Annotated in this window: 14 protein-coding genes and 1 tRNA gene; 3 read left to right on the forward strand and 12 right to left on the reverse strand. The window is 64.5% G+C overall.

From position 1 onward, the window contains the following. The first annotated feature begins 2 nt into the window (after positions 1-2). Positions 3-323 (forward strand): thioredoxin, encoded by a 321-nt coding sequence (gene trxA, locus Q2941_RS03240; RefSeq protein ID WP_027528295.1) that lies wholly within the window; start codon positions 3-5, stop codon positions 321-323. A 74-nt stretch (positions 324-397) separates the two neighbouring features. On the opposite strand, the gene Q2941_RS03245 is transcribed toward trxA, so the two are convergent. The 12 genes from Q2941_RS03245 to aroA all read right to left on the reverse strand — a co-directional run bounded on the left by Q2941_RS03245 (position 398) and on the right by aroA (position 12,546). After that, positions 398-1,138 carry a metallophosphoesterase family protein gene (locus Q2941_RS03245; protein WP_458191642.1) on the reverse strand — a complete coding sequence of 247 codons (741 nt, stop codon included), beginning with the start codon at positions 1,136-1,138 and terminating at the stop codon, positions 398-400. Positions 1,139-1,215: 77 nt separating this feature from the next. Beyond that, positions 1,216-2,559 (reverse strand): bifunctional folylpolyglutamate synthase/dihydrofolate synthase, encoded by a 1,344-nt coding sequence (locus tag Q2941_RS03250; RefSeq protein ID WP_027528293.1) that lies wholly within the window; start codon positions 2,557-2,559, stop codon positions 1,216-1,218. Further along, positions 2,556-3,497: an acetyl-CoA carboxylase, carboxyltransferase subunit beta gene (gene accD, locus Q2941_RS03255; RefSeq protein ID WP_027528292.1), complete on the reverse strand. Its 942-nt coding sequence runs from the start codon at positions 3,495-3,497 to the stop codon at positions 2,556-2,558. Before accD ends, Q2941_RS03250 begins: the two co-directional genes overlap by 4 nt. 212 nt (positions 3,498-3,709) lie before the next feature. Continuing rightward, positions 3,710-4,546, reverse strand: a complete 837-nt coding sequence (gene trpA / locus Q2941_RS03260) for a tryptophan synthase subunit alpha (protein WP_458191643.1) — start codon at positions 4,544-4,546, stop codon at positions 3,710-3,712. After that, positions 4,543-5,760: a tryptophan synthase subunit beta gene (gene trpB, locus Q2941_RS03265; protein ID WP_027528290.1), complete on the reverse strand. Its 1,218-nt coding sequence runs from the start codon at positions 5,758-5,760 to the stop codon at positions 4,543-4,545. Before trpB ends, trpA begins: the two co-directional genes overlap by 4 nt. Further along, the gene (locus tag Q2941_RS03270; protein WP_458191644.1) at positions 5,757-6,416 is read right to left on the reverse strand and encodes a phosphoribosylanthranilate isomerase; all 660 of its coding nucleotides are present in this window, start codon (positions 6,414-6,416) and stop codon (positions 5,757-5,759) included. Before Q2941_RS03270 ends, trpB begins: the two co-directional genes overlap by 4 nt. Before the next feature lie 67 nt (positions 6,417-6,483). After that, complete coding sequence (locus tag Q2941_RS03275; RefSeq protein ID WP_254109750.1) at positions 6,484-6,876, reverse strand: lipopolysaccharide assembly protein LapA domain-containing protein; 393 nt, start codon at positions 6,874-6,876, stop codon at positions 6,484-6,486. 73 nt (positions 6,877-6,949) lie between these two features. Beyond that, positions 6,950-7,255 (reverse strand): integration host factor subunit beta, encoded by a 306-nt coding sequence (locus Q2941_RS03280; protein WP_027528287.1) that lies wholly within the window; start codon positions 7,253-7,255, stop codon positions 6,950-6,952. 173 nt (positions 7,256-7,428) lie between these two features. Beyond that, a complete protein-coding gene (gene sppA / locus Q2941_RS03285) occupies positions 7,429-8,409 on the reverse strand; it encodes a signal peptide peptidase SppA (protein WP_027528286.1) in 981 nt (326 codons plus the stop codon). A 187-nt stretch (positions 8,410-8,596) separates the two neighbouring features. Then, the gene (gene rpsA, locus Q2941_RS03290; RefSeq protein WP_254109749.1) at positions 8,597-10,306 is read right to left on the reverse strand and encodes a 30S ribosomal protein S1; all 1,710 of its coding nucleotides are present in this window, start codon (positions 10,304-10,306) and stop codon (positions 8,597-8,599) included. A 267-nt stretch (positions 10,307-10,573) separates the two neighbouring features. Then, entirely contained in the window at positions 10,574-11,212 is a 639-nt protein-coding gene (cmk, locus tag Q2941_RS03295) for a (d)CMP kinase (protein ID WP_027528284.1), read from the reverse strand. Next, positions 11,209-12,546: a 3-phosphoshikimate 1-carboxyvinyltransferase gene (aroA, locus tag Q2941_RS03300; RefSeq protein WP_458191645.1), complete on the reverse strand. Its 1,338-nt coding sequence runs from the start codon at positions 12,544-12,546 to the stop codon at positions 11,209-11,211. Before aroA ends, cmk begins: the two co-directional genes overlap by 4 nt. 179 nt (positions 12,547-12,725) lie before the next feature. On the opposite strand from aroA, the gene Q2941_RS03305 reads away from it, so the two are divergent. Beyond that, the gene (locus Q2941_RS03305; RefSeq protein WP_027528282.1) at positions 12,726-13,133 is read left to right on the forward strand and encodes a TIGR02300 family protein; all 408 of its coding nucleotides are present in this window, start codon (positions 12,726-12,728) and stop codon (positions 13,131-13,133) included. Positions 13,134-13,199: 66 nt separating this feature from the next. After that, positions 13,200-13,275 (forward strand) — tRNA-Ala (locus Q2941_RS03310). Positions 13,276-13,292: the final 17 nt, after the last annotated feature.

The raw sequence follows: 13,292 nt of genomic DNA on the forward strand, positions 1-13,292 counted from the left end.
CCATGGCCGTTGGTAAGGTTTCTGATTCCGATTTCGAAGCCGAAGTGCTCAAGGCGAACGGCCCGGTGGTCGTCGATTTCTGGGCCGAATGGTGCGGCCCCTGCCGCATGATCGCACCCGCGCTCGACGAGATCGCCGGCGCGATGGGCGACAAGGTCAAGATCGTCAAGCTCAACGTCGACGAGAGCCCGAAGACCGCGTCGAAATACGGCGTGATGTCGATCCCGACCCTGATGATCTTCAAGGGCGGCGAGATGGCCTCCCGCCAGGTCGGCGCGGCGCCGAAGGCAAAGCTGCAGCAGTGGATCACCGCTGCCGTCTGATTTGCCCAGCCAAGATTATTTTCGACAACGGCCGGCGAAATGCCGGCCGTTTTGTTTTGAGAAGTTCATTGCGGCTATCTGATCCATCCCGTCGCGAGCGCCTGCGCGAGATCCGGTTGACCATTCCGCCGCGCCAGCGCGGCCATCGCCTCGTGATCGTAAACGATGTGGCGGAACGTCACCTGCCAGGCGCCGTTCACCAGATCGAGGATCGCATAGCGCGCGTGCGGCGTGCCGGCCTCGACGAAGTGCGGATACGGATGCTTGTCGCGATAGCCGGGACTGCCGACGCTGCCGGGATTGACGATCATCCGGCCGTCACGCAATCGCACGGCGCGCGCAAGATGCGTGTGCGCGCAGAGGATCAGGGATTGCGTGATGCCTTTTGCGAACTGCTCGATGCGGTCCAGCGGCGACATCGCGACCGTCCCGTCGGGATGAACGGTATCGAGCCAATAGACTTCGTCGTTTTCCGGTGTCGCGTGGCAGAGGAACACCTGGTCGCGAAACACGCGCGTCATCGGCTGCGCGCGCAGCCAGTCGAGACGCGCGCTATCCAGCTGCGCATGGGCGGGACGATCCCATGAGCCCATCTTCTCGGGCGGGCGGTCGAGGAGATAGCGGTCGTGATTGCCGAGTACGTGCACGGCGTCGAGAGGCATCAGGATATCGATCGTCCGACGCGCATCGAGCGGGCCGCTCAGCATGTCGCCGAGATTGACAATGTCTTTGATGCCGTGCGCGCGGATGTCGGCAAGCACTGCCTCCAGCGCGAGATAGTTCCCGTGGACGTCGGCAATCGCGGCAAAGTGCATCGTGGTCTCTCCTTCGTGCCCCGGACGCAGCGCAGCGCTCCTTCCGCGGTGCGCTGCAGAGCCGGGACACGAGACCTTTATGCAGGAGGCGTGCCGTTGATGCCGAGCACATGGCCGGCGAGATAGAGCGAGCCGGTGATCAGGATGCGTGGCGGCACTTCATAGGCGAGCCGTGACAGGGCGCGCAGCGCGGCCTCTATGCCGGGCGCGGTCTCGACGCGCATACCAAAACTGCGCGCGGCATCCGCGAGCCGGTCGACCGGCATGGCGTTCTCGGTCTCCGGGATGGGTACCGCGATGATGTGGCGGGTGAGGCCGGCGAAATTGGCGAGAAAGCCTTGCGCGTCCTTGTTGGCCATCATGCCGGCGATCACCACCAGGGGACGCGAGACCCGCTCCTCGAGATCGCCAAGCGCGGCGGCCGCGACGCGGCCGCCCTCCGCGTTGTGTCCGCCATCGAGCCAGATCTCGGAGCCCTGCGGTCCCCAGCCGAGCAATGCACCGGAGGTGATCCGCTGCATCCGCGCCGGCCATTCCGCACCGACGATTCCGGCTTCGAACGCCGCATGATTGATCTTGAAGGCACTGACTGCGCGCAGCGTCGCGATCGCAAGGCCGGCATTGTCGAACTGGTGACGGCCGAACAGGCGCGGCGCCGCAAGATCCATCAGGCCGCGATCGTCGGAATAGACGAGACGCCCGTGCTCGACATTGACGTGCCAGCTTTCGCCGGCGGCAAACAGTGGCGCGCGCATGCGCCTGGCCTGCGCTTCGATCGCGGCCATCGCCTCCGGCGTCTGCTCGGCCGATATCACGGGCACTCCGCGCTTGATGATTCCTGCCTTCTCGCCGGCGATCGAGCCGAGCGTCGGCCCAAGGAAATCCGTGTGATCCATGCTGATCGGCGTGATCACGCAGGCGAGCGGCGCGTCGATCACGTTGGTCGAATCGAGCCGCCCGCCGAGGCCGACCTCGAGCAGCACCACATCGGCCGGATTTCGCGCGAACAGGTGAAAGGCGGCGGCGGTCTTGAGCTCGAACACGGTCGCGGCTTCACCGGCATTGACGCGTTCGACCTCTTCAAACGCGGCCCGCAACTCGTCGTCGCCGACCAGCACGCCGCCACCAACGCGGCCGAGCCGGACGCATTCGTTGATCCGGACCAGATAGGGCGAGGTATAGGCGTGAACGCGCAGGCCTGCTGCTTCCAGCGTGGCGCGGAGATATGCGAGCGTCGAGCCCTTGCCGTTGGTGCCGGCGATATGGATCACCGGCGGCAGCTTGCGCTCGGGATGGCCGAGCCGCTCGAGCAGGCGATGCATCCGCTCGAGCCCGAGATCGATGCGCTTCTGATGCAGGGCCGACAGCCGCCCGATCACATCACCGAGCGACGGCTTTGCGCTGTCAGCGGAGGCGTTCACGCGTGCGGTGCGGCCGGCGCCACGTCGGGGGCCGATACGATCTGCGCCGCGCTCGTCACCGGCTGCGCTGATTTCGACGCGCCCTCCAGCGCCGGCGACCTGGTCAGGAGGCGGCAGAGCCGCGCCAGCGTCGGGCGCAGGTCGTGACGGTGCACGACCATGTCGACCATGCCATGCTCCTTCAGGTACTCGGCGCGCTGGAAACCTTCGGGGAGCTTTTCGCGGATGGTCTGCTCGATCACGCGCGCGCCGGCAAAGCCGATCAACGCGCCGGGCTCGGCGATCTGCACGTCTCCGAGCATCGCATAGGACGCGGTGACGCCGCCGGTGGTCGGGTTGGTGAGCACCACGATATAAGGCTGTTTTGCCTCGCGCAGCATCTGCACGGCGACGGTCGTGCGCGGCATCTGCATCAGCGACAGGATGCCCTCCTGCATGCGCGCGCCGCCCGAGGCTGCGAACACGATGAAGGGCGACTTCTTCTCGACCGCGAGCTCGAGCCCGCGCACGATGGCTTCACCCGCAGCCATGCCGAGCGAGCCGCCCATGAAGTCAAAGTCCTGCACGGCGATGACGACGGCGGCGCCTTCGAGCTTGCCGTAGCCGACCTTGATCGCATCGTTCAGATTGGTACGGGCGCGCGCATCCTTGATGCGGTCGGCATATTTCTTTTCGTCGCGAAATTTCAGCGGATCGGGAGCGACCTCCGGCAGAGCGACGTCGAACCAGGTCTCGTTGTCGAAGATCGACTTGAGGCGCGCCACCGACCCCATGCGCATGTGATAGTTCGAGCCGGGGATGACGAACTGGTTGGCCTCGACGTCCTTGTAGAACACGAGCTGCCCGGAATCCGGGCATTTGATCCACAGATTCTCCGGCGTCTCCCGCCGCAGCATGTTGCGGATCTTCGGCCGGACCACATTGGTGAGCCAGTTCATGGTTTGCTCCGATTAGCCATCCCGCCTCGGGATCGCCTGAAGGGATATATGGCGGCCGGGACTTTCCCCGGCAAGCCGCCGTGTGATCCGCGTTAGAGCATGATCCGGAAAAGTGTGAAGCGGTTTTCCGAAAAGATCATGCTCAAACAATAACCTAAAGCGCGATGACGATTCAGCCCAATCTCATCGCGCTTTAGAAGCGGAATTATGACCTATTCCGCCGCCTGCTGCGCGCCCCGCACGCCCTGGGCGAGGGATGCGGTCAACTCGGCGACGGCGTTAACGGTCTTGCCGGTGGCGCGCCCCTCCGCATCGAGGCTGTTCTTGAGGGCATCGACCAGCGCCGTGCCGACCACCGCGCCATTGGCATGCGAGGCGATGGCGCGGGCGTTCTCCGGCGTCCGGATGCCGAAGCCGACGCAGACCGGCAGCTTTGTATGCCGCTTGATGCGCGTAACCGCTTCGCTCACCGCCGTTGCGTCCGCAGCCGCCGCACCCGTGATGCCGGTGATGGCGACGTAGTAGACGAAGCCCGAGGTGTTGGCGAGCACGGCCGGCAGACGCTTGTCGTCGGTCGTCGGTGTTGCCAGGCGAATGAAATTGAGGCCGGCCTTCATCGCGGGCAGGCAGAGTTCGTCATCCTCTTCCGGCGGCAGGTCGACGATGATCAGGCCGTCAACGCCGGCAGTCTTTGCATCGGCGAGAAACTTGTCGACGCCGTAGATGTAGATCGGATTGTAGTAGCCCATCAGCACGATCGGCGTGGCATCATCGTCCTTGCGGAAGCCGCGCACGAGCTCAAGCGTCTTCTTCAGCGTCATGCTGGCCCTGAGCGCGCGCAGGCCGGCCGCCTGGATCGACGGGCCGTCGGCCATCGGATCGGTGAAGGGCATGCCGAGCTCGATCACGTCGGCGCCCGCCTTCGGCAGCGCCTTGATGATCTCGAGCGACGTCGCCGGATCGGGATCGCCGGCCATCACGAAAGTGACGAAAGCCGAGCGGCCCTGCTTCTTGAGCTCGGCAAAACGGGTGTCGATACGCGTGGTCACTTGCTCTTGCCCCTCAGGATATCGCCGACTTGCGGGACGTCCTTGTCGCCGCGACCGGAGAGATTGACGACCATCAGGTGATCCCTGGGCCGCTTCGGCGCGAGCTCCATCACCTTGGCGATGGCATGCGCAGGCTCCAGCGCCGGGATGATGCCTTCGAGCCGCGACAATAGCTGGAATGCTGCGAGCGCCTCGTCGTCGGTCGCGGAGAGATAGTTGACGCGGCCGATCTCGTGCAGCCAGGAATGCTCTGGGCCGATGCCGGGATAGTCGAGACCGGCCGAGATCGAGTGCGCGTCCTGGATCTGGCCATCCTCGTTCATCAAGAGATACGTGCGGTTGCCGTGCAGCACGCCGGGACGGCCACCCGCGATCGAGGCCGCATGCAGTTGCGTGAGCCCGTGGCCCGCGGCTTCGACGCCGAAGATTTCGACGGAGGAATCATCGAGGAAGGGATGGAACAGGCCCATGGCGTTGGAGCCGCCGCCGATGCAGGCGACCAGCGAATCCGGCAGGCGGCCTTCAACCTCCTGCAACTGCGCCTTGGTCTCGTTGCCGATGATCGACTGGAAGTCGCGCACCAGCGTTGGATAGGGATGCGGACCTGCGACCGTGCCGATGCAATAGAAGGTGTTGTGCACGTTGGTGACCCAGTCGCGCAGCGCCTCGTTCATCGCGTCCTTCAGCGTGCGCGTGCCCGACTGCACCGGAAACACCTTTGCGCCCAGCATCTCCATGCGGATGACGTTGGGCTGCTGCCGCTCGACGTCGACGGCGCCCATATAGACCACGCATTCCAGGCCAAAGCGCGCACAGAGCGTTGCGGTCGCAACGCCATGCTGGCCGGCGCCGGTCTCGGCGATGATGCGCTTCTTGCCCATGCGCCGTGCCAGCATGATCTGGCCGAGCACGTTGTTCACCTTGTGCGAGCCGGTGTGGTTCAGCTCCTCACGCTTCAGATAGATTTTTGCGCCGCCGAGGTGCTCGGTGAGGCGCTCGGCGAAATAAAGCGGCGAGGGTCGGCCGACATAGTTCTTGAGATAGCCATTCATCTCGGCCTGGAAGGCCGGATCGGCCTTGGCCGCGTTGTACGCCTTCTCCAGATCGAGGATCAGCGGCATCAGGGTTTCGGCGACGAAGCGTCCGCCGAAAATGCCGAAATGGCCGCGCTCGTCCGGGCCGCTGCGATAGGAGTTTGGTTTGGCCTTGGTCATCGTACGCTCAACTCTTGGGTGGCGCGCGCGGCGCGAATAAAGGCTTTGATCATCTCCGGGTCCTTCACGCCGGGGGCGCTCTCGACCCCGGAGGAGACGTCGACGCCACCGGCGCCGGTGAGGCGAAGGGCTTCTGCGACGTTCTGGGCGTGCAACCCGCCCGAGACCATATAGGGCAACGTCAGATCGAGATTTTCGAGAAGGTGCCAGTCGAAGGTCGCCCCCAGCCCGCCGGGACGCGTTGCGTCCTTCGGCGGGCGGGCATCGAACAGGATGCGGTCGGCAATCGCCGCGTAGCCGGGCAGCACCGCGAGATCGGCCGACGTCTCGACCGGCAGCGCCTTCATCACCGGCCGGCCGAACTTCTGCTTGATGTCACGCAGCCGGGCGATGCTCTCCTTGCCGTGGAGCTGGAGGATGTCCGGCGAGAGCGCGTCCATGATGTTGTCGAGCGTCGCGTCGTCGGCATCCACAGTGAGCGCGACCTTCAGCGCACGTTTCTTGACCTGGCGGCCAAGATCGCGCCCGGTTTCCAGCGACAGATGCCGGGGCGAGGGCGGAAAGAACACGAACCCCACCATGTCGGCGCCGGCATCGAGCGCCGTTTGAAGCGTCTCGCGCGTGGACAGGCCGCAGATCTTGACGAGCAGGGACATGGTCTCAAAGCGTGTGGAGGCCGTGCACTGCGCGGCCGGAAAAACGGGGTTTTCGATGCGGCCGCTTCTACAACGTCGCGCGCTGCTTGTCTCGCCCGACGGGGCCGTAAAGGCCGCTTCCGGCGCGGACCGGCAGCCGCTGCGGATCGGGCCTTGCAGGGGCCATGGAAGCCCGAATATCCGCCAGCTCGGCCCTTGCCGAGCGCGCATCGGCCTCGTGGCGGCGTGCCGCGCGGCGCCAATGCCGCTGGCCAAACCAGACGGCGCAGCCGCCGGCCAGCACCCCGAGGACAGCCACCAGAATCAGGAGCAGGAATAGCGGCAGGGCAATCGCCAGCGACGGATCGGCCGAATTGAAGGGGTCGAAGGAGACCTTGACCAAATGATGGTTGGCGACGGCGAAGTCGACGAGCAGCAGGCCGAACGGAATCACGATCAACGCGGTCAGGAATTTTCGCATCTCGATCGCTCGCCTTGAATCATGCTTGTGGCTGCATCAAGCGGCCACGCCCCGGCAAACCTGGGCACCGGCCCTAGTCTGGCCCGCCGGGGTCCGGATGGTCGCGGTTCAGCCGCTCGCGCATTTCCTTGCCCGTTTTGAAGAACGGGACGCTCTTCTGGTCGACGGGCACATGGGCGCCCGTCCGCGGATTGCGCCCTGCGCGCGCGGGACGATGCTTCACTGAAAAAGCACCGAAACCGCGCAGCTCGACCCGATCGCCGCGCGCGAGCGCTGCGACGATCTCCTCGAGGATCGCATTCACAATGTTCTCGACATCCCGCTGGTAAAGGTGCGGGTTGTGCTCGGCGATACGCTGAACAAGTTCGGATTTGATCATCGAGAGATAGGACCCGGAAGCGTGCGGATGACCATTTCCGTGAAAATACCTTGATCTGTCAAGACGCTAAATCAAGCTTGGACCGCGCTAAAGTGCGTGACAAAGGTCCGAAAGGGGGTCTGTCACAATACAAGCCGAACGGGAAAACCCTCTCGACCTCGCCCGGTTCCCGGTCAGTTTGACGCGGCCGGCTGCCATAGCGCGAGCATTCCGTCCAAACCGATCCGATCGACCGCCTGCGTGACGCCGCTGCGCTCGATCTGATGCGCCAGCGAGCTCAAACCGATGGCTTCGAGCGTGACGGTAGCCGCCGTTTTGAGGAATGGCAGATCGCCGAAGCGAGGCTGGAGCTTGTAGTCGCGGACCGGCAGGTCTTTCTTGACGCCCTTCTGCTCGACGAGCCATGTCACCGCAGTTTTCTCGTCGCCGAGCTGGTCGATCAGCTTCAGCTCGATCGCCTGCCGACCGGTGAAAACGCGGCCATCGGCGACTTTCTCGAGCTGCGAATCATCCATGCCGCGGCGCTCTTTCACTAGTCCCCTGAACCAAGCGTAAGAATCCTTCACCAGCGCATCGAGCGCAGCGCGCGCTTCGGGGCTGGTGGGCTCAAAACCGTTCGGCGCTGCCTTCAGTGGCGAGGATTTGACCTCCTCGACCTTGACGCCGATGGTCTTCAGGAGATCGGTGACGTTCGGAAACTGGAACAGGACGCCGATCGAGCCGACCAGCGAGCTTTGCTGAGCGATGATGTGGTCGGCCGCGATCGCGGTGATGTAGCCGCCGGAAGCGGCAAGCCCCTCGACCACCACGACGAGCGGCTTTTTCGCCTTCAGCCGCGTCAGGGAATCATAGAGCTGCTCGGAGCCCGCGGTGGTGCCGCCCGGCGAATTGATGTGGACAATGACGGCGGCCGCGCGCGAATTCTCCAGCCGCTCGAGCGCCTGCGTGCGCTCGGAATCGCTGCGGATCAGGCCATCGATCTGGACGCGCGCGATCGAGCCGGCGGACGCGAATGTGCCGCGCGCGCCCGGCGTCGCGACCAGCGCCACGCCTGCAATCGCCGCGATCGCGATCAGCGCGGCAGCGACGCGCCAGAACGTCAGCTTGCGGCGGATCCGGCGGCGATCGACGATGATGTCCGAATCGAGCGACATCGAAAAATCTCCAAATGTGGGTTCACGCCTTTTGCAGGCGCAGCGTGACCATCGGCTTATCTGGATACATCAATTGCGACGCAATTTGAAGAAAGCAAGGGTGGTAGCCGCGTAGCCCGGAAGGAGCGCAGCAAAAAAGCCCCGGCGAAACGCCGGGGCTTTGATGCTTGCGAAACAAGCGGTTGGCTTACTTGTTCTCGCCGCGGTTCTTGAGCGCGGTGCCGAGGATGTCGCCGAGCGTCGCCCCCGAATCGGAGGAGCCGTACTGCGCGATGGCTTCCTTCTCCTCGGCGACTTCGAGCGCCTTGATCGACACCTGGACCTTGCGGGCCTTCTTGTCGAACTGGATGACGCGGGCATCGACCTTCTCGCCGACGGCGAAGCGTTCGGCGCGCTGGTCGTTGCGGTCACGGGCAAGCTCGGAGCGCTTGATGAAGGTGGTGAAGTCGGTACCGGCGATCTTCACCTCGATACCGGCTTCCTTCACTTCGAGCACTTCGCAGGTCACGACCGCGCCCTTCTTGACATCGCCCGGCTCGGCGAATGGGTCGCCTTCGAGCTGCTTGATGCCGAGCGAGATGCGCTCCTTCTCGACGTCCACATCGAGCACGACGGCCTTCACCACGTCGCCCTTCTTGTAGTTGTCGATCACCTGCTCGCCTGGAAGCTTCCAGTCGAGGTCGGAGAGGTGGACCATGCCGTCGACGTCGCCCTCGAGACCCAGGAACAGACCGAACTCGGTCTTGTTCTTGACCTCGCCCTCGACCACCGAACCGGTCGGATGCTTCTCGACGAAGACCTCCCAGGGGTTGCGCATGGTCTGCTTGAGGCCGAGCGAGATGCGGCGCTTGACGGAATCGACTTCCAGCACCTGCACTTCGACTTCCTGCGAGGTCGAGACGATCTTGCCGGGGTGCATGTTCTTCTTGGTCCACGACATCTCGGAGACGTGGATCAGGCCTTCGATGCCCGGCTCGAGCTCGACGAACGCGCCGTAGTCGGTGATGTTGGTGACGCGGCCGGTGAAGCGGGCACCCAGCGGGTACTTGGCTTCAATGCCCTGCCACGGATCATCCAGCAGCTGCTTCATGCCCAGCGAGATGCGGTGCGTCTCGTGGTTGATCTTGATGATCTTGACCTTCACGGTCTGGCCGATCGCGAGCACTTCCGTCGGGTGGTTGACGCGGCGCCACGCGATGTCGGTGACGTGCAAGAGGCCGTCGATGCCGCCGAGATCCACGAACGCACCGTAATCGGTGATGTTCTTGACCACGCCGTCGATGACCTGACCCTCTTCGAGGTTCTGCACGAGTTCCTGACGCTGCTCGGCGCGGGTCTCTTCCAGCACCGTGCGGCGGGAGACGACGATGTTGCCGCGGCGGCGATCCATCTTGAGGATCTGGAACGGCTGCGAGTTGTTCATCAGCGGCGCGACGTCGCGAATCGGACGGATGTCCACCTGCGAGCGCGGCAGGAACGCCACGGCGCCGTCGAGGTCGACGGTGAAGCCGCCCTTGACCTGGTTGAAAATGACGCCGTTGACCTTTTCGTTGTTCTGGAACGCCTTCTCGAGCTTGCCCCAGCTCTCTTCGCGGCGCGCCTTGTCGCGCGACAGCACGGCCTCGCCGAGGGCGTTTTCGATGCGATCGAGGAACACTTCCACCTCGTCGCCGACCTTGAGGTCGCTTTCACGGCCGGGGCCGGAAAATTCGCGCAGCGCGACGCGGCCCTCGGTCTTCAGGCCGACGTCGATGACGGCCATGTCCTTTTCAATTGCAACAACCTTGCCCTTGACGACGGAGCTTTCCTGCAGATTGCCGCCTGCAAAGGACTCATCGAGCATCGCGGCGAAATCGTCACGCGAGGGGCTGTAGGTACTAGCGGAAGTCGAAGCCATTTGTTCTCCAGTTGCGGACGTCTTGCCGGCCGTTGGGTTTATGGGCGTATCGTGCGCGCAGTGTCGGAAGGTCCGCAAAACCTTCGAGCGACCGCTCGCTGCATCGGGTCTTCCCCTGAAAGCAGCAAGAGCGGGCCGGCGAGAGCCCGCGCGTTCGATACGTTGAATTGTTTCCGGAGCCTCAAATCGTCGCCGGTCCCAAAACGGGGATCGGAATATCGACCTTCAAGAACGGGAGCGGGCTCTTCCTCCAATGACGACCGCGGCTCAAGTCCGCGGGCGGCCCGCTCGGACGGCCTCGATAATGTCGATGGCGGCCCGGACGCCGCCTTCTATATCCAGTTGGGAGTTATCTAGCAAGTAAGCATCCGCGGCCGGCTTTAAGGGCGCGATGGGCCGGTTCTGGTCGCGTTCGTCGCGCGCAATGATGTCGGCCAGCACAGCGGCTTCGTCGGCCTCCTCGCCCCGCGACCGCGCCTCCATGGTGCGGCGGCGGGCACGGACCTTGGGGTCGGCGACGACGAAGATCTTCACGTCCGCATCGGGGCAGATCACGGTTCCAATATCGCGGCCGTCGAGCACCGCGCCGGGCGGGTCGGCGGCGAATTGCCGCTGGAAATTGACCAGGACTTCGCGAACCCTGGGAATTGCGGAGACCACCGAGGCAGCCTCGCCAATCTGCTGGGTCTTCAGGACGGGATTGCCGAATTTTTCGGGATCAAGTTCCAAAGCCACTGCGACGGCGGCAGCCTCGTCGCGCAGGTCGGCGCCCGCCTGTATCAGCGCATGGGCCACCGCCCGGTAGATCACGCCGGTATCGAGGTGACGATAGCCATAATGATGCGCGAGGCGCTTGCCGAGCGTGCCCTTGCCGGAGGCCGCGGGGCCATCGATGGCGATGATCATGAAAAATCGGCCCCCAGCGAACGCATCATCGGAATGAAATCGGGAAAGCTGGTGGCGATGAAGGCGGTGTCGTCGACCTTCACGGCCCTGTCGGAGGCGCAGCCCATCACCAGCGCCGACATCGCGATCCGGTGATCCATATGCGTGGCGACGAGACCGCCGCCGGGCACGTAGCCCCTGCCCTCGACGATCAGATCATCGCCGGAGATCTCGACCTTTACGCCGTTGACGCGCAGCATGTCGGCAGTCGCCGCCAGCCGATCGGATTCCTTGACCCGCAGCTCGTGCAGGCCCCGCATGATGGTCGTGCCTTCGGCGAAGGACGCCGCCACCGCGAGCACCAGATATTCGTCGATCATCGACGGCGCGCGCTCCGGCGGCACCTCGACGCCGTGCAGTTTTGAGGCGCGTACGCGCAAGCTCGCCATCGGCTCACCGGCGTCACCGCGGACCTCGCTCTCCTCGATCGAGCCGCCCATCTCGCGGAGCGTCGTGAAGAGCCCGGTGCGCAGCGGATTGGTCATGACGTCAGACAGCATGACGTCGGAGCCTTCGGCGATCAGCGCCGCCACGACCGGAAAGGCCGCCGAGGACGGATCGGCGGGCACTACGACAGCAGCGCCGTGCAGCTCCGGCTGGCCTTGAAGCGTGATGCGGCGGCCATGCTGGCCTTCCGCTACCGACGTGATATCGGCGCCAAAATGCTTCAGCATCAGCTCGGTGTGGTCGCGGCTCGCCTCGCTCTCGATGACCGTCGTCGTCCCCGGTGCAGCCAGGCCCGCCAGCAACACCGCGGACTTGATCTGGGCGGAGGCCACGGGGGTCTTGTAAGTGATCGGCAGGGGATCGGGTGCGCCCTGGAGCGTCAGCGGAAGACGGCCGCCCTCGCCGCCGGCGATCACCCTGGCTCCCATTTTCTCCAGGGGATCGAGCACGCGGCGCATGGGGCGGCTGCGCAGCGAGGCGTCGCCATCGAACACGGCCGAGATCGGGCAGCCTGCGACCGCCCCCATCACCAGCCGGCAACCGGTCCCGGAGTTCCCGAAATCCAGGGGCGCTTTGGGCTCGGCAAAGCCGGCCACCCCGACCCCGCGCACGCGCCAGGCAAAATCCCCGGTCCGCTCGACCGCGGCGCCGAGCGCCTGCATGGACTTGGCGGTATTGAGGACATCCTCGCCCTCCAGGAGGCCGGTGATCCGGGTCTCGCCGACCGACAGCGCGCCCAGGATGAGCGAGCGGTGGGAGATCGACTTATCCCCGGGTACCCGTACTTTCCCGGTCAGGGCGCCGCTGGCGCGCGACTGGAGCGGCCTCGGTTGGTCGGAATGGGTCAAGATTGTGTCCTTGAATGCCCGCAGGTAGACCTTGAATGCTCCTTGGGCTCGCGGGCGCAGGTACCACATGGTCAGCCCGCCGTCACGGGCATGTCTTTCTTCCGCAATGCGCTATTGACAGCGGGCCGCCAACTAGCCAAGTGAAGCACCGCTTTTCAGACATTCCCAGGATTCCTGCCGTGGCCAAGTCCGAACTCGGAACCAAACGCATTTGCCCGACCACGGGCAAGAAGTTCTACGACCTCAACAAGAATCCGGTGATCTCGCCCTATACTGGCGAGGTGGTGCCGATTGCTCCGGTAGCGCCAGCGCGCCCGACCCGCAGCGCCGAAGCGCGCAGCATGGCCCAGGACACCACGCCGGAACCGGCCGAGACCGAGGAAATGGTATCCCTCGAGGAAGCCGATGCCGAGGAGAACACCGGCAAGGTCAAGGCGGCCGTGCCCGAATCCGAGGACGACATCGAGGTCGACGAGACCCTCGAGGACGACGATGACGATGATTCGACCTTTATCGCCGACGACGAAGAGGGCGATGAGGACGTAACCGACATCATTGGTGATGTCGGAGGCGATGAAGAGACTTGAGATAATTCCAGAACTGTGGTTCTGGGTCTTTCCCGACGCGCTGCCCAAGGCGCGTCGGATGGTTAAGGGGCCATAGCTCAGCTGGGAGAGCGCTTGCATGGCATGCAAGAGGTCGGCGGTTCGATCCCGCCTGGCTCCACCACGCTTCGCCCTTCGGGC

This window comes from Bradyrhizobium sp. UFLA05-153 (genome assembly GCF_054185185.1).